This is a genomic window from Corynebacterium ulcerans, from assembly GCF_000767685.1.
GTDB classification, from domain to species: Bacteria; Actinomycetota; Actinomycetes; order Mycobacteriales; family Mycobacteriaceae; genus Corynebacterium; species Corynebacterium ulcerans.
Map to the genome: position 1 here is coordinate 41,362 of NZ_CP009622.1, position 21,726 is coordinate 63,087.

Annotated in this window: 20 protein-coding genes and 1 tRNA gene; 4 read left to right on the top strand and 17 right to left on the bottom strand. The window is 55.8% G+C overall.

Translation table 11 applies throughout. The features are described from left to right. Positions 1–3: 3 nt before the first annotated feature. A complete protein-coding gene (locus CULFRC11_RS00200) occupies positions 4–1,056 on the top strand; it encodes an ABC transporter substrate-binding protein (protein ID WP_014525101.1) in 1,053 nt (350 codons plus the stop codon). A gap of 178 nt (positions 1,057–1,234) precedes the next feature. On the opposite strand, the gene crgA is transcribed toward CULFRC11_RS00200, so the two are convergent. From crgA to CULFRC11_RS00240, 8 genes are all read right to left on the bottom strand, one after another. Then, positions 1,235–1,504 carry a cell division protein CrgA gene (crgA, locus tag CULFRC11_RS00205; RefSeq protein ID WP_013910453.1) on the bottom strand — a complete coding sequence of 90 codons (270 nt, stop codon included), beginning with the start codon at positions 1,502–1,504 and terminating at the stop codon, positions 1,235–1,237. Between the two features lie 112 nt (positions 1,505–1,616). Further along, positions 1,617–3,611: a Stk1 family PASTA domain-containing Ser/Thr kinase gene (gene pknB, locus CULFRC11_RS00210; protein WP_023634804.1), complete on the bottom strand. Its 1,995-nt coding sequence runs from the start codon at positions 3,609–3,611 to the stop codon at positions 1,617–1,619. Then, on the bottom strand, positions 3,608–5,128 hold the full coding sequence (locus tag CULFRC11_RS00215) for a serine/threonine-protein kinase (protein WP_013910455.1): 1,521 nt from the start codon (positions 5,126–5,128) through the stop codon (positions 3,608–3,610). Before CULFRC11_RS00215 ends, pknB begins: the two co-directional genes overlap by 4 nt. Positions 5,129–5,135: 7 nt before the next feature. Further along, positions 5,136–6,596: a penicillin-binding transpeptidase domain-containing protein gene (locus tag CULFRC11_RS00220; RefSeq protein WP_023634805.1), complete on the bottom strand. Its 1,461-nt coding sequence runs from the start codon at positions 6,594–6,596 to the stop codon at positions 5,136–5,138. Further along, the gene (locus CULFRC11_RS00225) at positions 6,593–7,966 is read right to left on the bottom strand and encodes an FtsW/RodA/SpoVE family cell cycle protein (protein WP_023634806.1); all 1,374 of its coding nucleotides are present in this window, start codon (positions 7,964–7,966) and stop codon (positions 6,593–6,595) included. The genes CULFRC11_RS00220 and CULFRC11_RS00225 overlap by 4 nt, the downstream gene beginning before the upstream one ends. Next, on the bottom strand, positions 7,967–9,478 hold the full coding sequence (locus tag CULFRC11_RS00230; protein WP_023634807.1) for a PP2C family protein-serine/threonine phosphatase: 1,512 nt from the start codon (positions 9,476–9,478) through the stop codon (positions 7,967–7,969). After that, complete coding sequence (locus CULFRC11_RS00235) at positions 9,478–9,957, bottom strand: FHA domain-containing protein FhaB/FipA (RefSeq protein WP_013910459.1); 480 nt, start codon at positions 9,955–9,957, stop codon at positions 9,478–9,480. Before CULFRC11_RS00235 ends, CULFRC11_RS00230 begins: the two co-directional genes overlap by 1 nt. A 76-nt stretch (positions 9,958–10,033) precedes the next feature. Continuing rightward, complete coding sequence (locus CULFRC11_RS00240; protein WP_023634808.1) at positions 10,034–10,981, bottom strand: FHA domain-containing protein; 948 nt, start codon at positions 10,979–10,981, stop codon at positions 10,034–10,036. 355 nt (positions 10,982–11,336) lie between these two features. On the opposite strand from CULFRC11_RS00240, the gene CULFRC11_RS00245 reads away from it, so the two are divergent. Next, positions 11,337–11,420 (top strand) — tRNA-Leu (locus CULFRC11_RS00245). Positions 11,421–11,577: 157 nt separating this feature from the next. Continuing rightward, the gene (locus CULFRC11_RS00250) at positions 11,578–12,507 is read left to right on the top strand and encodes a DUF6414 family protein (protein WP_023634809.1); all 930 of its coding nucleotides are present in this window, start codon (positions 11,578–11,580) and stop codon (positions 12,505–12,507) included. A 269-nt stretch (positions 12,508–12,776) separates the two neighbouring features. Here the strand turns inward: CULFRC11_RS00250 and CULFRC11_RS11260 are convergent, their stop codons facing one another. Then, positions 12,777–13,082 carry a hypothetical protein gene (locus CULFRC11_RS11260; RefSeq protein ID WP_155245793.1) on the bottom strand — a complete coding sequence of 102 codons (306 nt, stop codon included), beginning with the start codon at positions 13,080–13,082 and terminating at the stop codon, positions 12,777–12,779. Between the two features lie 834 nt (positions 13,083–13,916). Here CULFRC11_RS11260 and CULFRC11_RS00260 point away from each other — a divergent pair. After that, on the top strand, positions 13,917–14,099 hold the full coding sequence (locus CULFRC11_RS00260) for a hypothetical protein (protein ID WP_196247638.1): 183 nt from the start codon (positions 13,917–13,919) through the stop codon (positions 14,097–14,099). Between the two features lie 452 nt (positions 14,100–14,551). On the opposite strand, the gene CULFRC11_RS00265 is transcribed toward CULFRC11_RS00260, so the two are convergent. The 8 genes from CULFRC11_RS00265 to CULFRC11_RS00300 form a co-directional block, all read right to left on the bottom strand. Continuing rightward, positions 14,552–15,262, bottom strand: a complete 711-nt coding sequence (locus tag CULFRC11_RS00265) for a CPBP family intramembrane glutamic endopeptidase (RefSeq protein ID WP_023634811.1) — start codon at positions 15,260–15,262, stop codon at positions 14,552–14,554. 27 nt (positions 15,263–15,289) lie between these two features. Next, on the bottom strand, positions 15,290–16,108 hold the full coding sequence (locus tag CULFRC11_RS00270; protein ID WP_023634812.1) for a sulfurtransferase: 819 nt from the start codon (positions 16,106–16,108) through the stop codon (positions 15,290–15,292). A 93-nt stretch (positions 16,109–16,201) separates the two neighbouring features. Continuing rightward, complete coding sequence (locus CULFRC11_RS00275; protein WP_023634813.1) at positions 16,202–16,732, bottom strand: DUF2812 domain-containing protein; 531 nt, start codon at positions 16,730–16,732, stop codon at positions 16,202–16,204. Continuing rightward, on the bottom strand, positions 16,729–17,052 hold the full coding sequence (locus CULFRC11_RS00280) for a PadR family transcriptional regulator (protein ID WP_014525113.1): 324 nt from the start codon (positions 17,050–17,052) through the stop codon (positions 16,729–16,731). The genes CULFRC11_RS00275 and CULFRC11_RS00280 overlap by 4 nt, the downstream gene beginning before the upstream one ends. Before the next feature lie 236 nt (positions 17,053–17,288). Further along, entirely contained in the window at positions 17,289–18,287 is a 999-nt protein-coding gene (locus CULFRC11_RS00285; protein ID WP_038620249.1) for an ABC transporter substrate-binding protein, read from the bottom strand. Positions 18,288–18,296: 9 nt separating this feature from the next. Further along, the gene (locus tag CULFRC11_RS00290) at positions 18,297–19,067 is read right to left on the bottom strand and encodes an ABC transporter ATP-binding protein (RefSeq protein ID WP_023634815.1); all 771 of its coding nucleotides are present in this window, start codon (positions 19,065–19,067) and stop codon (positions 18,297–18,299) included. Further along, positions 19,064–20,188 (bottom strand): FecCD family ABC transporter permease, encoded by a 1,125-nt coding sequence (locus CULFRC11_RS00295; protein ID WP_031269819.1) that lies wholly within the window; start codon positions 20,186–20,188, stop codon positions 19,064–19,066. The genes CULFRC11_RS00290 and CULFRC11_RS00295 overlap by 4 nt, the downstream gene beginning before the upstream one ends. A gap of 83 nt (positions 20,189–20,271) precedes the next feature. Then, positions 20,272–21,654: a magnesium transporter gene (locus tag CULFRC11_RS00300; RefSeq protein ID WP_023634817.1), complete on the bottom strand. Its 1,383-nt coding sequence runs from the start codon at positions 21,652–21,654 to the stop codon at positions 20,272–20,274. Positions 21,655–21,726: the final 72 nt, after the last annotated feature.

Below are 21,726 nucleotides of genomic sequence, written 5' to 3' on the forward strand. Positions count from 1 at the left end.
ATTGTGAAAGATACTCAATCTCTGAACCTATGGAGCCGTCGCATCGCTGTGATGTTGGCTCTTCTTGTCTCTATTTCCCTCGTTTTTGCACTGGCAGCCTGCTCATCTGAGGAAAAACAATCCAAGGACAGCGGGCAAGGAAGCTCTGACGTGGCCACCGGTGGCGCACACTTTTCCACGGCTGACGCGGAAACGGCAAAACTTGGTAGCGACGCAGCCCCAGGTGAATTCCCTCGTACTGTTAAGCACGCGCTGGGCGAGACCGAGATCAAGGAACAACCCAAACGCGTGGTCGTTCTAGACACTGGTGAGCTAGATAGCGTTCTTTCCTTGGGAATCACTCCTGTGGGAATGGTGACCACGAAGGGTGCAAACCCCGTCCCAAGCTATCTTGCGGACAAAGTAAAAGACGTGAAGAGCGTGGGCACGATCAATGAGATCAACGTAGAAGAGATCGCTGCTTTGCAGCCTGATCTGATCGTGGGCAGCAAGCTGCGCGCAGAGAAAATCTACTCCCAGCTTTCTGAGGTCGCACCGACCGTCTTCTCCATCCGTCCTGGCTTCCCATGGAAAGAAAACTTCCTCCTCGTCGGCGAGGCTCTAGGCAAAGAAAAAGAAGCAGAAGCAAAGCTGAACGAGTACGCCGCAAAGGTTGAGGGCATCAAGAACTCCGTTCCGGCGGATACTACGGTCTCTCTTGTTCGCTTCATGCCTAAGCGCATCCGCCTCTACGCCAACAAGTCTCTTATCGGCGTGATTCTCAAAGACGCAGGACTTGCTCGTCCAGAGAACCAGAACGTTGACGAGCTGGCTACTGAAATCTCCCCTGAGACCATTGACCAGGCAGAGGGAAGCGTGATCTTCTACAGCAGCTATGGCAAGACCGATGCGACTGGTCAAGACGCCATTGTTAATGGTGCTGCGTGGAAGAATCTCAGTGCAGTAAAGAATGGCCAGGCACACGAGGTCAACGATGACGTATGGTTCCTAGGTCTTGGGCCCACTGGTGCTATGCAGATCGTGGAAGATCTCAAAGAGCTGCTTCCCAAGAAGTAGAGTTTCTGGGTATTAATACCTGATCAATGAGAGCCACAGAGAAAAACTCTGTGGCTCTTCTCTTTTTCACCCATTATTGTGCCGCTGATTCAACGAGGTGTGAAAGAGGGCCGTGAAAAAGAGAAAAGGCATATCGCGTAATCGGTCACGCGATATGCCTAAAGACTAAGCGGGGAGACTAGCGCCAGCCCATAGTCATGAGTAGTCCCACGATAAACAGGCCAAAGCCGATGCCGTAGTTCCATGCGCCAAGAGACATCATGAAGGCAATGTCTTCACCTGCGAGGTAGTTGACAATAAGCCACAGCAGACCGGCCAAGATAAGGCCGAACATGATGGTTTTGTACCACACGGGGGTTCCAGTGGAGTTGATCTTCACCGGGGTGCGGTTGGCAGTAGAGCTCGACGCAAAAGGAGCGGAGCTCTGGGTGATCTTTGACTTTGGCATAATGCACCTTTGTATGTCTGTATATCGTTGATGCGGCCCACAGGCCACGTAATGGAACTAATCTATCAGCTTTGGGTGGACTTACCAGTCCCGCGCGTGGGTATCAGAGATACTAGCGCGGGTTGGTAAGAGCCGAGAGGCTGAATTCATAGAGATGAATTTCTATCGGGGCATCTTTGCGTAGCGGTGTGCCGGCAGTCGGCACCTGGGACGCGATCAAATTCTGATCAGACAAAGACACCGTAGGCACTCGTTCACCTTGCGTGAGCTTAGATGCAGTTCCTGTCCATCCTGCAGCGTTGAGTGCTCTCACAGCATCAGCGACGGTGAGACGAGTGATGTTGGGGACATTAAACATCTGGCCGTTGGACACCTTGACTGTGACCGTTGATCCTTTAGGTATCTCAGTGCCTTCGTCTGAGACACCAACAACGGTACCGGCTGGCTCGGGAGCGTCGACAGTGCGTACATCAGGAACAAATCCCAAGGATGTGAGGTTGCCTTCTGCCTGATCCCACTTCATACCCGTCACTACTGGGACGCGGACGTTTTGCACTCCGGTAGACACAGTGATGACCACTTTTGAGCCTCGGGAAACCTGTGAGCCCGCACTTGGTGTCTGCTCTATGATTTCCCCGTTGGGAACACTATCTGAGCTTTCCTCGCGCACAGTCGAATCCAGCTGAAGGCCGGCTTCTTCAAGAATCTTCGCGGCATCCGCGGTGTTCTTGCGTGCAAGATCAGGGACTTCCGTAACTTCCTTGCCAGAAGAGACGACTACCGTGACAGTGGTGTTCTTTTGCACTGAGGATCCGCTGGTGGGGTTTGTCCTAATGACTTTTCCTCGCGGAACATCTGGGTTTGCCTCTTCGATCACATTGACCTGTAGCCCAAGCTGTTCTAGCTGGCTCACAGCGTCTTGTTGAGAAGACTTTTCCAGCTTAGGAATGTTCACAAGAGATCTATTCTTGCTGCTATTGCTCACAAAATCATAGGCAAAAGCACCACCTACACCAAGAACTAGCACGGCAAGAACCGCGAGAACGGCCTTCATCGCCTTGCTCATGCCGGAGCGCTCTTCTTCCGCAGCATGAGCTGGGCCAGTAAAAGCAGAGTGCTCATATCCGTTGACCTCTGTGAGAGGCGCTGCGGATGCGGAACCCGGCTGATCAAGCTGAGTAACCGGGACGATGGTGGTGGGATTGGGTTCCTGGCTGATTAGACTCGCAGGCGAAACATAGTGGCGAGCAGCTTCTGTTACTGCATGGCGAGCCAAGCGCTCGAGATCCGCACCCATGTCCATAGCCGTTTGATAACGATCACCGGGGTGTTTTGCCATCGCCGTAAGGACGACAGCATCGACGTTTACCGCAGCAGTGGGGGTGAGATCAGAAACAAACTCGCTGGGTTTTGCCGGATCCTCTTGAACATGCTGATATGCGACGGCGAAAGGCGTTTCTCCTTCAAAAGGAGGGCGTCCCGTAAGCGTCTCATAAAGCACGCAGCCCAGTGCGTAGACATCGGAGCGGGCGTCGGCAAGCTTGCCACGGGCTTGCTCCGGGGACAGATACTGGGCGGTGCCGATCACTGCGGAGGTCTGGGTCATGGCGCTGGTGGCGTCGTCAAGCGCACGGGCGATGCCGAAGTCCATGATTTTTACAGTGCCCGTATTGGTGATCATCACGTTCGCGGGTTTAATGTCGCGGTGGATAATCCCAGAGTCATGGCTGAATTGCAGCGCCTGGCATACCGGAAGCAACGTTTGGGCGGCTTCCGTCGGAGAAAGCGGCCCGTCTTCCCTCACGATGTCGCGGAGAGTCCGGCCATGCACGCGTTCCATCACGATATAAGGCGTACTAATACCAGCGCGTTCGGTCTCACCAGTGTCATACACCGCAACGATTGCGGGGTGATTCAACTTGCCGGAGTTTTGGGCTTCTCGACGGAACCGTTCGCGGAAGTTTACATCGCGCGCAAGGTCCGCGCGCAGCATCTTTATCGCGACTTCGCGGCCAAGGAGGGTATCGGTGGCAGAGTACACCTCTGACATTCCACCCGTGCCGATGACCTCACCAAGCTCATAGCGGCCAGCAATCACATCGTTCATGGGGCACCTCCTTGTTCTGGGGCATTAAAACTGTTCAGTAGATCGGTGATGGGGTCGGAACCGTTTCCGCGCGTTGGAGTGGGAGCCGGATTGCGATGAGTAGAAGGAATTTGGGATCCCTCGTTGAGGTCTACAGTCGGCGCCGTCCGAGGGTTATCCGTAGACGGAAGCGGAACAACAGACTCCGAGGCATCAGGAAACTCCGATGGCTCGCTGGTCGGCGTAGGAGTCTCCTGCGGGCGCTGGATTGGCCGTGGTTCTTCCCGAATCGTAGGCGTTTCCGTTACCGTTGCGGTAATCGTCTCAGGGTTAACCGAACTACTGGGTTGGTCGCTTCCGCCCATCACATCACCAAAAAGACCCTGGCTAGCAGCCCATATGCCGGCTCCAAACAATGCTGCGAGGAGAACCCCCACAGCAAGGCCAGTGCCCACCCCGCTGGAACTCTTTTTATTTTCTTCCGGTGGGATCGTGGCTGGGGCCGCATTATAACCAGTGCGCGGTCCCGCTACCTGGCCGGCGGCAACAGTCTGTGGAACCTCCCCGGTCGCTGGGATGACAGTGGTGGGCTGTGCCGTTTGACCTAACGCGTGCGTTGACGCGGTAGGCGTGGGCTCAGGTGCTATCTGCTGAAGCTGTGCTGACTGCGGTTGTGGCGGCCGTTGCCCCATGCGGGTTGCGGATACTGCCAGTGCAAGCTCATTGCCATCGGCATATCGATGCGCTGGGTCTTTACGCAAAGCGATACCGATGAGTTCGCGCGCCGGGGCTGAAACCGTAGTGGGCAGAGCCGGTGGCGCCTGATTGATGTGGGCGATAGCCACTGAGACAGAAGAATCACCAGTGAAAGGACGCGCGCCAGCGAGCATTTCATACCCGACAACACCCAGGGAATATACATCAGAGGCTTCGGTGACGTCTTTGCCTTGGGCTTGTTCAGGCGAGACGTACTGCGCAGTTCCCACCACCATGCCCGTGCGGGTCAGGGGGACAGCCGCCGCGGCCTTAGCTATACCAAAATCGGTGATTTTTACTTGGCCATTCTGAGTAATCAGGAGGTTTCCGGGCTTAATATCCCGGTGAACCATGCCCATCCTATGGATGATGGACAAGCCATGAGCTGCCTGTTCAAGGACATCGAGGGCAAGGTGCTCGTCGAGGCTGCCTTTGCGCGCCAGCATGTCTGCGAGGGATTCACCACGCACATACTCCATGACGATGAAGCACAGCGTCCGGCCAGAGGGGTCGGTGAGTTCGCGGTAATCAAAAGTTTGTACAACGTTTTCTGAGAGGATGTTCTCGCTGGCTAGCGCCTCATTACGGAAGCGGGAGAGGAACTCGTTGTTGTCAGAAAACTCGGGGCGCAGAACTTTGACAGCCACCTCGCGCTGGTTACGGGTGTCGTCGGCAAGCCATACCGTAGACATGCCGCCGGTACCCACGACCCACTGGAGACGATAATCGTCGCCGATGAGGGCCTGGAGCGCGGGATCTGGAGAATTGTAATCTGTGCTCATGTTCGTCCTATCTCTGCGCACCACGCGCTGCTTGAGCCGCTGCGATCACTGCCCGGCCAATCGGGGCAGCCACTGAGCCACCAGTTGCTGCTTGACCAGCCGAACCACCATTTTTTACCACCACGGCCACGGCAACATCGGCGTTAACAGAGGGGCCAAAAGCGATATACCAGGCGTGTGGGTTGGAGTTTCGGGAATCCTCACCGTGTTCGGCAGTACCCGTCTTAGAGGCGATGTCCGCGCCTGTGTATCCCGCTGTATGACGCTCTGAAAGCCTCATGAGTTCGGTGAGCGTTGTGCTTACTTGAGGCGTTATCGCTTGATTGAGCTCGCGGGGTTTGGTCTCAGAAATCGTCTTCAAATCGTGGCCGACGATCTTGGATACCAGGTGTGGCTCCATACGCTTGCCTCCATTGGCCACTGTCGCAGCGACGACTGCATTTTGCAGAACAGACATCGCTACGTCTTTTTGTCCGATCGCGGACTGTCCACGAGCCGCGGCGGAGGAAATATCTCCAATCGTTCCGCGTGCCATACCGATGCCGAGGTCGTAGGAATCTCCGACGCCAAAAGCGTTGGCTGCTTCCTGCAGCTTCTCAGCTCCTGTATCGATGCCCATCTGGACAAAGGCCGTGTTACAGGACAGCTGGAAGGCCGTAGCCAGGGTGACTTCATTGGAACCGGCGCACGTTTGACCAGCGTAGTTCTCCAATGTTGCCGTGGTTCCCGGAAGCGTGATCTGAGACTGGCCAGTGAGTTTGGAGTCTGGGCCATATCCGGCGTTGAGACCCGCAGCGGCCGTGATCACTTTGAACGTGGAGCCAGGTGGCAGGATCTCCTGGGTCGCATGGTTGAGAAGTGGGTTTCCCGGATCAGCATTGAGCGCTGCCCATGTAGATTCTGCAGTCGCGGGATCGACGATTGCCTCAGAGTTGAAACTTGGGGTGGACGCCATGGCTAGGACCTCGCCAGTAGAGGGGCGCAGCGCTACCACGGCACCCTCATAGCCAGCGTTAGCCAACTGACTGTATGCCACCTCTTGAACACTAGGAATCAGCGTGAGCTCTACGTTAGCGCCCTTATGCTCTTTGCCTAGGATATCGTCCCACCACCGCGAGAATCCCAGAGAATCATCCGTTCCGTTGAGGATCCCGTTGTAGCTCGACTCCAAGCCCGCAGCTCCATAGATATCGGATAGATATCCCTGCACAGGGCCGTAGGCGATGGGATTGGTGACGTAACGACGCTGGTAGTAGCCATTTTCATCTTTATAGGACTCGGCTAGTACTTGGCCTCCGGCGGAAATTTGGCCGCGGGCCTGCGACTTTGCCTCTATGAAGGCGCGCCGGTTGTAAGGACTCTGCGCATACTTTTCTTGGCTAAAGCCTTGGATCCTGGTCAGATTCACCAGGAGAACCAGAATAAGAAGAAGAGCGAAGACGCTGGTAAAACGGATTGATCGGTTCATCGTTGAGCCTCCTCGCTAACAACTGACCTACGCCCAGCAGAAGACCCATCCTGAGCAGCAGCTCCCACAGCACCAGACTGTGCGGAGTGCGCCGAATGAGAGATCCGCAGGATCAGCCCAAGGAGGATGTAGTTAGCCATGAGGCTGGAACCGCCTTGGGACATAAACGGTGTGGTCAAACCGGTCATCGGCATCAGAGCTGTGATACCGGCGGTCACCACGAATACCTGAATAGCGATGGTGAGGGAGAGTCCAGAGGCAACGAGTTTTCCGTAAGAATCGCGGGCACGCAATGCCGTGCGGAAACCACGGGTAACAAAGATTGCAAAGAGAACCAGAATGGCTGCCAGCCCTACGAGTCCGATCTCCTCGCCAATAGCGGCAAGGATGAAGTCAGACTCTGCGACTGGGATGAGATTTGGATGGCCTTGTCCAAGACCTGAACCGGCGACCCCGCCGGAGGAAAGCCCGAACAAAGACTGCGAGAGCTGATATCCCGTGCCATTGAAGTTGGCCAGGGGGTCCCTAAAGTTGGTGACGCGGGATTGGATCTTGGAAGAGATCTGGTACAGCGCGGTTCCGCCGATACCCACGAGCATGGCGCCGATCAGGAGCCATGAGACGCGGTTGGTGGCCAGGTAGAGCATGCCCAATACTGTGCTGAACAGCAGGAGCGCTGGGCCAAAGTCATTTTCTCCGGCCATCACCAGGATGGCAAAGAACCATACGGCCAAGATAGGTCCGAGGTCGCGCAGTCGAGGGAACTCGAGACCAAAGAGTCGGTAGCCCGCCACGTTGAACAGTGCTCGTTTGTTCACTAATAGTTGTGCGAAGAAGAGCAGCAGCAGAATCTTGGAAAACTCGCCAGGTTGGACGGAGAAAGGCCCGATAGAGATCCAGATATTCGCGTCGGCGTTCATCTTGGTGGGCCATACGAGTGGCAGTGCAAGAAGCACAAGTCCAAGAAGCCCCAGGATGTAGGAGTAACGGGAGAGTATTCGATGATCGCGGATCACGACGAGCACCACGATCATCAAAATGATGGCCACGAGTGTCCATATAACCTGCCGGCTAGCCAACGATTTTCCGCTGGCTAGGTCGAGCCTGTAAACGGTGACGAGCCCGAGTCCATTAAGCACACTGGCCACGGGGAGCATGAGCTGGTCTGCATGGGGAGCCGTGAAACAAATGGCGAGGTGCGCAATGGTGAAGACCCCGATGAATCCACCGATCACCCACAACGTTTCCGTGGTTACTTTGAGGCCTTGCGCCATGTTCAGATTGATCAGGGTGACCCCGATCAAGACGGTGGCCAGGACAAGCAGCCCGAACTCGATGCGTCGTGAGGCAAGACGTTGAGCAAAAGACATCTACTTCACCTCTCTACAGGTCACTCCGGGAGTGGAGAGATCACCCGGCTCTGGCATTGTGCTTGGCACTGCCCCCTGTTGCTCCTGGGGAGCGGCAGGATTGGCCTCCGCATTCGGCGGTGTGCCATCAATGACCTGGTCTTCGGGTTTTTTCTCCTCCGGTTTAACTACTGCCTCGCGGGTGATGCACACAGGCAACAGCTGTTTTGCTAGCTGCTGCACCTGTTGTTGCACATCGTTGTAGTTGCCCTCCGGCAGGCTAGCGACAGAACTGCGCGCGGACTCGGTGAGATCTTTGAGCCGGAAGCGCTGGCAGGCGTCATGAGAATCTGCGGGGATGAGGGTGAGATCTCCGCTGGAATTGAGACAGGCGTATTGGTAGGTGGAATGTAATGGTTTGCCAAAGAGATCAAGATTGACGCCTCGTTCAATCACGATGGCGTTTTCTAGACCCTCTTCATTAGCCGTGGTCACGTAATAGTTGTTATCTATCGTGGTCTTTGCCCACCAGCCACCGGCTATAACTGCGCCAATCACAAGAAGTGCGATGATAGCTGCCCAAAATTTACCGCGCCCGCTTTTCTTTTCGCCATTGGTGGGCGCCTCGTTAGGGGCTGCGGCATCGGTCTGATGCGCGGTAGGCGCGTGTGCATCGCGCGCCGGGATGGTTTGAGGTTGGCGTGCCGCGATTGCCATGGCAGCCCGCCCCGCGGACGTATCCGGCCGGGGGTCTTCTGGCTGTTCTCCATTCAAAGCCCCTGCCGTCATAGGAACTACGGGAAGGTCTTGGTCGTCGCCGGGACCTTCCACAATGTCTGCAACCACCACGGTGACGTTATCCGGGCCGCCGGAACGCAGCGCTAGGTCCACGAGCTTGCGTGCGACTTCAGCGGGTGTTCCCTGGGTAATGGCGGTTTCTATGGTCGAGTGAGTGACAGGATCGGAGAGGCCGTCGGAGCACAGCAAGAGGCGGTCGCCGGCGCGCGCCTCCAGCATGGTGAGCGTGGGCTCGACGGGACGTCCCGTGTAGGCCTTGAGGATCATGGAACGCTGTGGGTGCGTGGAGACGTCCTCGGGGGAGAGTTCGCCTTTGTCCACGAGAGACTGCACATACGTGTCATCCACAGTGATTTGCTCGAGTTTTCCGTCACGATAGCGGTAGCCGCGCGAGTCGCCGACGTGGCACATGGCCAGGTCGGTGCCGTTGAACATGATCGCGGTGAGCGTGGTGCCCATGCCGTTGGTGGCCGGTTCATCCCGCACACCTTGTGCGATTGCCCGGTTAGCGTCGTCGGCGCCCGATGCAAGCAGCGCGAGCATATCGTTGTCGTCGGGGCTGGCGTCGAGTGGCATGAGGTGCTTGATCATCAGCTGCGATGCCACCTCGCCGGCTGCGTGGCCGCCCATGCCGTCGGCAAGCGCAATGAGGTGAGGACCCGCATACGCCGAGTCCTCGTTGTTACCTCGTACGAGGCCTCGGTCGGAGGCCACCGCATAATTAAGTCTGAGCATTAAGCAACCAACCTCACCGTTGTACGCCCGATTTTAATGTCACTACCAGTGCTAATCTTCTCCGGTTGGTCAATGCGATAACCGCCTACAAATGTGCCGTTGCGGGAATCCAAGTCCTCCGCAAACCACTCGTTGCCGCGCTTGATCAAGCGGGCATGGCGTGCCGACGCATAATCGTCGCCCACAACAAACGTGCACTCCTTGGCCCGGCCCAACGTAATTTCATCCAGCGAACCCAAATCCAGGCGCGAGCCCATCAGCGGTCCCTCAACGATCACGATCTGACGCGGCGTGCCACCTCGCTTTGTAGGCTTGCCGACGCTCACCGCGCCAGGAATAGCGGGCGCAGCTACGGGGGCACCACTCGACTGCGAGGCCACCTTGGCGTCTTTACGTTGGATCCACAGCGCAAGCAGGATCAGCAGCCATAAGAGCACCAGTAGAGCGATGCGCAAGCTGAAAACAATAACGGATTCCACGAGGAGCTCCTTATAAAACTAGCTTTTGTCCTGTGAGCAATGCGCCGGCCGCCGGAAACGACCGGAGTGGGGGAGGTTAATAGTACGTGGGATGAACAATACGGACTTCAATGTGGGAATGTCCTACGGTGATCACGTCGCCGTCTTCCAACAACCAATTGTCGATGGGAGTGTCGTTGACAGTCGTGCCGTTTGTGGACTGTAGATCCGTAAGGATGGCATCGTGCCCATTCCACGTAATCTCTGCGTGCTGTCGGGAGACACCGGTATCAGGAAGACGGAAATCAGCGTCGTTGCTACGGCCAATAATGTTGGACCCCTCATGGACTAAGTAGGTCCGAGAAGAACCATCCTGCAACAACAAGCTCACCGTTGGAGTAGCCGGTGCTGCCGGAGGAACTGGAACCTCCGTATGGATAGCCTCGGGGGCCTGCGCCGTAAGGTACTCGGTGCGGGGCTCCTGGGGGAACTGCGGCGACTGATAGTGCTGCACGACGTCCTCGCTTTCATCGTCCGGGAAAGAATAGGAATCCCACTGTGATTCCTCGGAGTCCGTATTATCTGCTTCCTCTATATCGTCTGCATCAACGGAATCGGGCGCGGCATAAGAATCAACTCCTTGGAAGCCGCTATAACCCGTGGGAGTTGGGTCAACACTTGAAAAGGCACGTAATTGGCCTGTCCGTAAACCTGACTCAACGGCAATGGTTACCACAACAGGGCCCACGCACGTCCAGCCTTTATTACGGGTGTAACGGCTCATCTGATCTGCGAAATCATCAGCCAGCGAAGGATAACGCTGCGAAAGATTGGCCAGATCTTTGGGGCTTACACCAATGTGAAAAACATTGGGCGCCTCGACGTCACCCTCATACGTACGGACTAGATTGTCCTCGGCCTCCTGTTTGAGCAGCTCCTCGATCTCCGCAGGAACCACCTTGCCGCCAAAGACGAAGGCGAAGCCATTGTCCAAGCCACGCTGCATAGCGCTATCCAGCCTGGCCACCTTGTCCATCAAAGACATTGAGTCATCGCCTCCTTAAAAATGCATAGTCCTTACGTACTTACTCGCTACCCGTGATTTCACCATCCACATTGCCTTAGCTCCAGGACTAGAGCCTGGGGCGCAGTTGCCGTACTGACGACAGAAGAGATGACTTCTGAGCGTAGCCTTGGCATTTGCATGTGAAAAGCTGAGATCACGTGCCCACGGGCACACGATGCAACCAAGTATAGGGGGCAAAGGGGTGCTTACCCTAGCCGTGTGCCAAGGAAATGCCCATGTGTGACATACAAAATGCACTAAAGACGTGCTTGTTTGCTACTGACGGGTAATTTTGTGATACGTTTGACCGGTCGCAATTATTGCTTCACCACCTGCCCAGGTGGCGGAATTGGCAGACGCGCTGGCTTCAGGTGCCAGTGTTCGCAAGGACGTGGGGGTTCAAGTCCCCCCCTGGGCACAAAGAGCGGTTTTGAACCGCTGAGACCGGAGGTCGCACACTCTTGTGGGGTGTGGGGGCTCCGGTTTTTGGTTTTGAGTGGGGGGGGGCTTGGTTGGATTGAGTGCGGGGCTAAGAGTTGAGGGTGTGAGTCTTTGTGGCGGGATAATCTGCTTTTATGGCGAACAATTTACCGAACTCCGAAAATCTTGATCTCCGGGATTACCTGTTTGTGGATCGTCAACGAGTTGGAAGCTTGTTGGCGCAATTTGCAGAGGGACTTCCATGTGAGCGTACTTCTGGTTCAAGCCGTGCCCGCCGTGTCCAAACGGGGTTAGACAAGTTCTTTTCTTATGAGCGGGAAGCATCTCGCTTGGATTCACAGACGCTAGCTTTGGCAGATCTGCATGTGTCCCAACTTGAGGAAAACGCAGAGGCGCTAGGCATGCTGGCCGATGTTTCTGATTTAGCAGCGGGGAAGCGAAAGAATTGGCTGCGGGGCAAAGTGCGGTCACGAATTGAGCCTGGAATGTTGCTACGTGTAACTGCACCCACTCAACTCAGTGATGTTTCTACAATCATCGAATCTTTTCGGTCGTTGCTGACGGCATTTGAGGAGACAGGCAGGACTGACGCAAACATGCTGCTAGAAGGTGTGCACCAGATTGAAGCCCTCTATGGAAAGTCGATTTCCGTGTCTATCCGTACCGCAGGTGAAGATAATTACGAGGTGGGTTTTGTCGGAGAGATCCCACATGATCATGAGTTTGGTCCGATGAAGAAGGAACTGCTTCTTTCGCAGGTTGGCCCTGCCACAACCCTTTTGACAACGTTAATGCAGGTAGCAGCGGTTCCGTCTGAACGAGAGCCCAACATGAGTATTCAGGGTTTATTCCGGACGTTAACTCCAAACCTGGAGAAGATGGCTAAGAATGAGACTCTGGATCGACGGATCTTGGATGAATTCATGACTGCTTTGGGTGGGATACTTGCAGAGACTGGTTTCGTGGCAGCGCCGAAGTGGCCAGCAATCAGTGTTATTCCTCTGGCGATTTATAGGAATGTAAGCCCTGTTAAGGAGCTACTCGAAGAGATCGACGTCGATTAGATCAAGAGTGACGCTCCTCGTTGTTGTGCCTGGCTAATTCGTTTTCAAGGTAGTCGTTACGAATTCGTAGGGTCCTTGCGTACTTTTGGGGTTTCCGACAGTTTCCAGTCTTTACGCGCCATCAAACCGGTCACGGTCGCAGCGATACCGCCGGCAATTAAGAGGAATCATTGGATTGCCTTTTGTAAATGCGTTGGTGTCATTTTAATGTAACGGCACCTGTAGCAAAGTTCATGTTCGTATGACTTGGCACTGAAGCGTCCTGGGCTTTATTCCGCTTCCGCGGCACCCAATGTGCGGGCTGGGTTGGTGTAGATGCGCTGAACCGAAGCTTGGAACTGGTGCTGCTGTGGCTGGAGCGGTAGCGGGTGTTCACGGCGGTGGATAATGAGTATCCCGCTGTCGATCCCCGACCGATTGATCGCGCGACCGATGGTGAGTTCCTCGATCGTGGCCGCCGGTGCAGCCTCCGCAGCAGCCATATCACCCTTCTGAGTCCTAGTTCCGCCACCTTTTGGAGAAGCGCTGGGAACCTGGTGGGCCAACAATTCGACCAATGTTACGATCTGGGCCACTGCAGCAGTTGCACAAAATAAGTGTCTCGCACTGAAAGTTGGAGCTACGGGGCAAGTGACCCTGCCTTCACCGGGAATCAGCTCCGAGCACTACACGGACGGCTGTGCCTAAAAAGTCTACTGGAGATGAGTACTAAAATGTTGACTAACAGGGAAAAAGGGCTGAACTTAGCTTGGCTGATTCTCATTACACTGCCTTCAGTGGGACTTTGTTACTCCTGCGTTCTTCATTCCCACTCCGTTATGCAGACATCTCTAGGAATACTCTCTGCCGTGTTGATTTTCGGAGCCTTACTCCTCTTCGTTCCAAGATTTAACACAGTTCTCCCAGAAAGACTCATGAAGAGATCTTTCCCCTTCTTCCTAGTCAGTTACCTTCCCAGTGCAGTTGGAAATTGGCAACTTCCAACAACGCTTTCTACGCTTATCTGGCCAGTTATTCTCTTCCTTTTCTTTGCTTGTAGTGGTCGCCTGCATAAATGGGCACGTCAGGACAACCGGTGAAAGCTGATTCGCGGCCCTGTTACCTTGCGACTATCCCCGATGATGGGGATAGTCGCTGGCCCCGGTATGGCTTATCTGCCTGTAGTTTCCATGATCCAGGGGGTGTTACCACCGGGAGCCAGGACGTTCGATGACAACTGATAGGGACGCGGCCGGAAATTGTTTCCAGGTCTCTTTGTAGGCGTGGGTGCTCGCAACGAATGTCATGACACCAGCAACTAGAACACACATACTCAAACGTTTCTAGGAGCCCCACCATGTCGCAGGATTTCTCCATCGACATCTTCCTCGGGCTGGATGTTGGCAAGTCCAAACGCCATGCTTGTTCACTTGAGAAGAGAAGGAAACAAACTCTTCGACAAACCACTGCCGCAGTTGGAATCAGATCTAGCCAAGCTGTTTGAGGACCTCAAACAATACGGACACGTAATGGCCGCCGATCTCTACCTGGGACGTGCGAAAACAGACAGACAAGATGCGTTTATCATCGCTGATACAGCACGGCTCTTATGAAGTTGCATCTGCGGGTGATGTAGCGGGATGAAGGCTGGGTCGGTAGCTACTGAAGCTCCAAGCTCACTGCATTGGTTATATCTCCACTTTCGAGGCCAGGGGAGTGCATGTCGAGAGTAGTTTGTAACCCGACAAGAGGCTCGAAATCGTCGGAGAGGTCGCAGCGACGTACCCTCGCTGAAAACAGGGGTCGGAGTTCTGTGGTTTTCCGGGGAAAGTCTAGTGTCCCGGAGTCCCTATCTGATTGTCGTTTTTGAGAACGCTAGCCTGCACACATCTGATAAAACTGCAGGTCGTAATGTTTAGTGTTCTCAGACAATGCTAAGACGCATTAGCTGATTTGTAGCGTTGTCACATAGATTATGCATGCGAGTTTTCAGGGTGCATCACATCAGTGAGATCGCGTAGAAAACTCCCCACAAGACAACCGCGAATCGCTATCCCGCTCTGGTTCACACGCTTAGCGCAATGATCGTCACCAGGGCATTGTTGGCTGCGTGGACGATAAACGGTGCCCACATCGTAGAAAACCACAGTCTGGCGAGCACCAGCGAGATCCCTAAGAAGAGTACGTACACCATTATCGCGGGTGAGATGTGGATCAGAGTGAATGCCAGCACCACGAGAAGGGACGCAAGTTGTATCGGAATTTTAGTGGCTAGCCAGTCGAGGAGGATGCGTCGGAAGATCACTTCTTCAAAGAAAGGGACAATGAGAACGGTTCCTGCGAGTAAGACGATGGCTGCAATGAGGCCAAGGTGGAACCCTGTTGCGGTGCCGCCAGCTTCTTTGGGCGATAGTCCTAGTAACGTTCCGATGATCGCTGCGTTGACGCCGCCGATCATGACGGTCAAAGGGAACCACCATATAAGGTGCCAGAGCGATCTGGCTGGAGGTATAAATCCGAGTTCTCGTCGTCCCCAGTTGCATCGTCGAATGAAGCCCAGGTAGAAGATCGCAATCCCTAGCAACAATGCCCCGAGCATGCCGCCGACAATAAAGTCAGCTACCGGCGCCTGGATGCGCTTAGCTGCAAAACCGGCGGAAAATCCTCCGGCTGCAGCACCTGCCACGATGCCGATCAACAGGGCTATTGCCCATAACGCATGCACTGCGTGGGGAGCTGGCGAGATCCCTGCGTATCGGGCGTGGGCTTGGCTCATGTGAGTTTCCCTTCCATTCATAAGGCTTTACGCTGTTACGGGCAGGTCGCCGGGGCGTCCCCATTCGCTCCATGAGCCGTCGTATACTGCGAGGTCCTCGTATCCGGCGAGCGTGGCGGCGAGGGTGATGACGCAAGCGGTGACGCCTGATCCGCAGGACGCGATGATTCTTTGTTTGTTGCCCAAGGCTTCGGAGAAGATCTCGCGAAGCTGCTGTGGAGGAAGCATCAGGTTGTTGTTTTGGACAGTCGTAAAAGGGATATTGATGGCGCCGGGCATGTGTCCGGGGCGGAGCCCTTTGCGGGGTTCAGGTGCAAGCCCGAGGAATCGTTCGTGGGAGCGTGCGTCGATGACGGCGGTGGGGGCGTCGTCAAGCAAGGAAAGCACGTGTTGTGCCGTGACAAAGTAGTCGGGCTGAAAGCGCGTGGTCACTGTTCCGGGTTCGGCCGGGGCACTGGGGTGCGCCTCTGTGGGGAATCCGTGCGTTTGCCAGGCGGGGAGTCCGCCGTCGAGTACTGCGACATTGGGCAGCCCCATGGACTTCAGCATCCACCAGCCTCGGGGTGCGGAATAGATGCCTTGGTTGTCGTAGATGATGACGATGGAATCATCGTTGATCCCCAGCGCCCGCAGCTGCCGTTCGCACTCCGCTTCTGAGATCATGGTGTGCGGAACATCGCTGGTGAGGTCGGAAAATGCGCCGTCGATATCCATAATCTTTGCCCCGGGTATGTACTCGGAGTGGGAGGCGGGAGTAGGGGCGAGGCTGATGCTGGCATCAAGGATCACTACATCTGTGCGTCCTAGGTGCTGGTTGAGCCATTCTGCGGTGACAAGGGGGTACATGTGTTCTCCTGCCGAGGGGGTGCCGTTCGCTTGCATGACACTGACTAAGATACGCCCCGCTAGGCTTGCCCACGCTTGTCGACGCCGCCCGCCTCAAGCAAACGACTGCGGTGTGGGGAGCCTGAATCGGTGCCAGCAGAAACCCAGAAGCGGCATCACGGTGTACACCACAGGGACGAGCGTTAGCGCCATTATCAGGGGATTAGCCCAGGAGGGTAGCTGCACGTGCGTGATGAGGAAAACAGCGGCAATAAAGACTGCCAGGGTTAGTGCGCTGTAGCGGGAGAAAATCTTTATTTGACGGGTGAGTTCCTCACGCTTGGATTCGAGGCTGGTGTGGGCCGGGGTGGTGCCAGGTGGCGCTTTGAAAATATGAATGTCACTTGCGCTGAGGACGTGCGTCCAGCCGGCTGCGGTGAAAATATCGTAGAAATCTTTGTGGGGATTGCGCTCGTAGACGAGGTCAAAAGTGGCCTGCTCGGGTTCTCCGTTAGTAAAGGTCCATCCGTGTCCAGCAAGCCCAACTCCGGCGAGGTGCTTTCCTTTGGCCGCCATGCGGGAGAACATTTCTAGATCCTTGTTGGGGGAGAAGGCGAGTCCGCTTCCTAGTCGGGTGGTGTTCATGATGTCTCCAAGATTGAGTCGGCCATAGCGATGAGTTGGCGGCGGCGTTCGAGATTGGCGGTGAGAACCTCGTGTCCGTGGGGGGTGATGTGGTAGATGCGGCGGTTCTCGTCGGTGTCTACTTCAGTGATAAGGCTGGCTGCGGTGAGTTTTTTCAGTGTGGTGTACAGGGAAGCGGGGCCGATGTCGATGTGGCCGTGGCTTGCGTCGTGAAGAAACTGCATTACCGCGTAGCCGTGGCGGGGCTTTGTGAGGGCTAAGAGGATGTGAACGGCGGCGTCGCTGAGGTTGCCGCTATCAAACCCGGAGCTGCGGGCCACGATGCTCTCCTTTCGTTATGTTTCACTGTGTTGAATGTATCGTTAAATAATATATATCATTAAATGATATCGCTGTCTATGGAAAAGCTCCCCCGAGAAGTTCGAGGGAGCTGACGTGCCCCCGGAAAATTGTCGTTTTTGAGAACGGTAGAAAACGCGTCCTGGGGGTTTAGAGATCCGATAGGCGCTAGCGTTCTCAAAAACGACACAGTAGGGGGGCTATTGTGCGTGATGGCCTATTTAAACGCGCCGGGGTAGAGCTGGCCGGCGATGTGCTTCACAGCTTTAACGTTTCCTTGTGTTCCGGGGAACATATCGGACGTGGACACTGAGATGATGCGGTTGTCGCGGACTGCCGGCATGTCCGGGAACGTCTTGGCCAGGTAGTCGCGCGTGGATTTTTCATGGTCTGCGTCATAAGCCGCAAAGACGATGGCCTCGGGGTTCTCGGCCGCAAGTGCCTCGGGGGTTAACGTTGAGGCAAAGAAATCGGAGAAGTTCTTCTGGTCTGGAGTGAAGACGTTGTCTGCTCCGGCGCGCTTGAGGATGTCATATTCAATGCCAGCGCCGATGGCTTGGAGAGTGTTGCCTTCCATGTAGATCTGCGCGACGCGTAGTTTCTTTTGGCCTTTCAGCGCCTTTTCTACGCCTTCGAGCTCGGCTTTGTCTTTATCAATCATCTTCTGAGCCTCTTCTTGCACCCCAAAGATGGTTCCCAGGTTGGTGAGGTCAGTGAAGAGGTCAGAAACCTCGCCTGTCATGCGTCGGTCCTCGCAGCCACCAGTGGCAACATAGGCGGCGGCGCCAGCTTCTTTGAGCTGCTCTATGCTGGCAAACCCCTGTTTGGCTGAGAATTCATAGGTGGTGGGCGAGTAAACAAAGTCCGGTGTAACCGCAAGGAGTTCCTCGCGGCTCGGGGGCATTACACCGCCAATGGTGGGGATGCTTTTTGCCTTATCCACGACATCATCAGGCAAGGCCTGCGCTTTCGCCTGAGCTTGTCCAACGATCTTTTCCGTCAGTCCTAGGCGGATCAGCAGCTCTGTCTGTGCTGGATGCATACCCACGAGGGTCTCGGGGGCTTTATCAAAGCTCAGTTCCCGACCGCAGTTGGATATGGTCACGGCCTTGGCCGCTGAGCTGGTGGACGTTTCTGGCGCTGTTACGGAAGAGCCACACGCTGTGAGCAGCAGCGCTGTGGAAGTTACAACGATGAGGGAGCGAGAGATACGCATTAAATATCCTTAAAGGCTGGAGGAAAGGGGAGTAAACGCGAGAACGGGATCTACTGGCCCTGGGAGTAGGTGGGCGTTGATGGCAAAGGTCTCGCGGATGAGTTCTGGTGTGAGAACGTGTGAAGGGGTGCCCATAGCCACCACTGATCCCTGTTTGAGAAGGAGCACTTGGTCGCAATAGTGCATTGCAAGATTCAGGTCGTGCAGTGCTGCGATGACTGTGCCACCGCGAGAAGCCACGGTGGACATGAGCTCATGTTGGTGGCTGATGTCGAGGTGGTTGCTGGGTTCGTCGAGAAGCAAAGCCGGGGTGCGCTGGGCAAGCGCGCGGGCGAGGAGCACCCGTTGTCGCTGGCCGCCGGACAGCGTAGAGACCATGCGGTCCGCGAGCTTTGCGACGTCGGTGGCGTGCATCGCCTCCTCCACGATGTGGACGTCCTCACCGGTATCTCGGCCCAGAATCGAATGATGCGGGGCGCGCCCCAACATCACTGTCTCCTCAACGGTTAAATCGAAATCGGTGGGAGAATCCTGCAACATGACCGCCACGCGCCGGGCAACCTCGCGATGAGAAAGCGCGCGAACATCCTCACCTCCTAGTCGTACGGTTCCTGACGCGGGATTAAGGCCGCGGTACACGGTGCGAAGAAGTGTGGACTTGCCTGAACCGTTTGGCCCCACCAGCCCGAGGATCTGGCCAGATTCCACTGAAGCGCTGACTTGATCAACGACAGTCCGGCCGGATAATTCCACGCTCACGTAATCAAATTCGATGTTCATTGGCCATACCCCGCCTTCTCTGCGCCGCCTTGTCGCATAAGCCACAGGAAGAAGGGTGCACCCACAAAAGCGGTGAGGATGCCCAGCGGAACCTCCGTGGGGTGCGCGATTGTGCGAGCTAGTAGATCTGCTGCCATAAGAAATGCCATGCCGCCCAGTACCGTTACCGGAATCATTCGGCGGTGATCCGCGCCCACCGCGATGCGCGCGATATGAGGGACAACAAGGCCCACAAATCCGATGCCACCGGCAACAGCCACCACCGTCCCCGTGAGGACCGATGCTATGACCAAAAGAAGTGCGCGAAGTTTCATCGCATTCACTCCTAAGGACATGGCGGATTCGTCGCCGGTCATAAGTACATTGAGATGCCTTGCCAGCACGTAGGTCACCACGAGTGAAACAAGAAGCGCGACCAACGGTGCCACCACGCTGCTTAACGACGCCGCCGACACCGATCCCAACAGGAAGAACATCACGCTCACCACATTCTGCGCGCTGGTGGAAATGGTGAGATAGCTTGTTATGGCACTCAATAGTGTGCCTAAAGCGACGCCCGCCAGAATCATGCGCGTGGGAGAAAGTGAGCCATCTTTCCTTGCCAGGAGCGAGACTGCGATGCATGCGCATAGCGCACCCAGGAAGGCGGCGATGTGTAAGGGGAGGCCGCCAAGAGCTGCTGAACCAAAAACGATCACCAGCACGGCCCCCACGCTTGCGCCGGAGGAGACACCGAGGATATAGGGCTCTGCAAGGGGATTACGCACGGTAACCTGCATCAATGCTCCCGCTAGAGCTAGGCCGGCACCCGCAACCCCTGCCAGCAAGGTGCGAGGCAAACGGAATTGCCACACCGCCTGATCTTGCAGGGTGCTAAGGCTGCCATCGCTCATCCACGGCATGTTGGGAACGAGGTGTCCTGTCACTATTTGTGCAGCCTCTAAAAAGCTGACATCAACGGTCCCGGTTGCTCCGGAAAGGATGAGGAGAATGAGGATTGCACACGTTAGTGCAGCGCAGAGGGCTCGTGTTTTAGCTGCTTGACGTTGGCGGGTGGTTCGTTGATTGCTGGTACCCGCCGGTCTGTTGTTGAGGTGTTTCATCGTGTTTTGGTGGGGCACCTGGACAATATTAAACAGAAATGAATGTCATTTCTAATACTTTTTGGTGTGCCGTGCTGATGATCGTGCTGGTGATTGTGGGGTTAGCCTCCCAGAATGACAAGTCGGGCGACGGTGAAATAGATGACAAGCCCCGTGCCGTCGACGATTGTGGAAATCATGGGGCCGGATACCACTGCGGGGTCTGCGCCAAGCTTTTTAAGTATGAGCGGAAGAATGGATGCGATCAGCGATGACCACAAGCAAATGCACACCAAAGCAATGGCAACCGTGAAGATGACCGGTTGGATTACGCCTAGGCTCCAAGCGCGAAGCGCCCCTAATGCGCCCATGGCTAGTCCCAGCAGCAGGCCTGTTCCCAATTCTTTAGTCAGCACTCGGCCGATGTCGTGGAGTCGCACATTCTCGGTACTCATTGCCCGAATGAGAGTGGTGGTGATTTGGGTACCGATGTTCCCGCCGGTGCCAATCAGTAAGGGAATGAAAAACGCCAGAGCGACCACTGCTTCTAACTCATCGTGGAAATAGCGCAGGACGGTTCCCGTATACATCTCGGCCAAGAACAATAGCGCCAGCCAGACTATCCGGACCCGCCAAAGCTCTTTTACTGAAGCCTGCCGGTAGGAGACGTCGAGAGGCGAAGCGCCGCCTTGAAGAGCGTTGTCCTCCCGCAATTCCGACTCGCGAATGCGCGTGATGGAGTGTCGGGTGATCACCCCAAGGACATGGTCGGCATCTAGAACGGGGACTGAGCCAGTGGGAGAGCGCCGGGCCACTTTTACCGCCTGTTCCTGGTCGCTGAGCGGACCGGTTGACCAGGTCCTTAGCGTGGCGGCATCGATCATGACGTCCTCAATAGGCGTCTCGTCCGGAGATGTGATGAGCGCTGCCGGGGCAAGCCATCCCACCACGTGCATGTCGGAATCCACGATAAAGATGCCTTCATTTAAAGCTGCAGGGGCTTGTCGACATGCCTCCGCAGCTGCCCCCACATCTGAGTGCACGGGAACGTGGATTGCTTCCGGGCGCATCCAGGCACCCGCACATTCTGTGGGCCAGGCAAGTATTTGCGAGAGCACCGCCGATGTGGACACAGGCAAGGCTGATAGGAGGTCGTCGACAAGCTCGTCGGAACTAATGCCTAGCTGCCGTAGCGTTTGTGCGGCGACATCGGTATCGAGCGTAACGACGAGCTCCGCGCACTCCCGTGGCGGTAAAGCTTGCAGGATGCGGGCGGCTGCCTCGGGGCCAAGGGTTGTGAGTAAAACTCTGGCATTCTCTGGGGTTAGTGCTGTGGCCAGCAAGTATAGGTCATCTGTGGAAAGTTCTGCGATAAGCGTGGTTACCGTGCTGTGCGGCATGGCCGCAAACCACTGGGCGGCAGCTTCCGGTGTGTGGGAACGCAGAATGTCCACCATTGAGGCATCTGCTGGTGGTGTAGTTGGTGAAAGATTGACCTGATGCATCGTGATCTCCCTTGTGTGGGTAGAGCAGATTCATCGATGGCGTAAAGCGCGGGTTTATTCCTGCGTGCAAGG

Bases quoted from the DNA above. Each gene is read 5' to 3' on its own strand.
- CULFRC11_RS00220 (WP_023634805.1), bottom strand. From the start codon at position 6,596: ATGAACCGATCAATCCGTTTTACCAGCGTCTTCGCTCTTCTTCTTATT.
- CULFRC11_RS00230 (WP_023634807.1), bottom strand. From the start codon at position 9,478: ATGCTCAGACTTAATTATGCGGTGGCCTCCGACCGAGGCCTCGTACGA.
- CULFRC11_RS00265 (WP_023634811.1), bottom strand. From the start codon at position 15,262: ATGAGCCAAGCCCACGCCCGATACGCAGGGATCTCGCCAGCTCCCCAC.
- CULFRC11_RS00270 (WP_023634812.1), bottom strand. From the start codon at position 16,108: ATGTACCCCCTTGTCACCGCAGAATGGCTCAACCAGCACCTAGGACGC.
- CULFRC11_RS00300 (WP_023634817.1), bottom strand. From the start codon at position 21,654: ATGCATCAGGTCAATCTTTCACCAACTACACCACCAGCAGATGCCTCA.
- CULFRC11_RS00275 (WP_023634813.1), bottom strand. From the start codon at position 16,732: ATGAACACCACCCGACTAGGAAGCGGACTCGCCTTCTCCCCCAACAAG.
- crgA (WP_013910453.1), bottom strand. From the start codon at position 1,504: ATGCCAAAGTCAAAGATCACCCAGAGCTCCGCTCCTTTTGCGTCGAGC.
- CULFRC11_RS00290 (WP_023634815.1), bottom strand. From the start codon at position 19,067: ATGAACATCGAATTTGATTACGTGAGCGTGGAATTATCCGGCCGGACT.
- CULFRC11_RS00225 (WP_023634806.1), bottom strand. From the start codon at position 7,966: ATGTCTTTTGCTCAACGTCTTGCCTCACGACGCATCGAGTTCGGGCTG.
- CULFRC11_RS00240 (WP_023634808.1), bottom strand. From the start codon at position 10,981: ATGTCTTTGATGGACAAGGTGGCCAGGCTGGATAGCGCTATGCAGCGT.
- CULFRC11_RS00250 (WP_023634809.1), top strand. From the start codon at position 11,578: ATGGCGAACAATTTACCGAACTCCGAAAATCTTGATCTCCGGGATTAC.
- pknB (WP_023634804.1), bottom strand. From the start codon at position 3,611: ATGAACGATGTGATTGCTGGCCGCTATGAGCTTGGTGAGGTCATCGGC.
- CULFRC11_RS00215 (WP_013910455.1), bottom strand. From the start codon at position 5,128: ATGAGCACAGATTACAATTCTCCAGATCCCGCGCTCCAGGCCCTCATC.
- CULFRC11_RS00285 (WP_038620249.1), bottom strand. From the start codon at position 18,287: ATGCGTATCTCTCGCTCCCTCATCGTTGTAACTTCCACAGCGCTGCTG.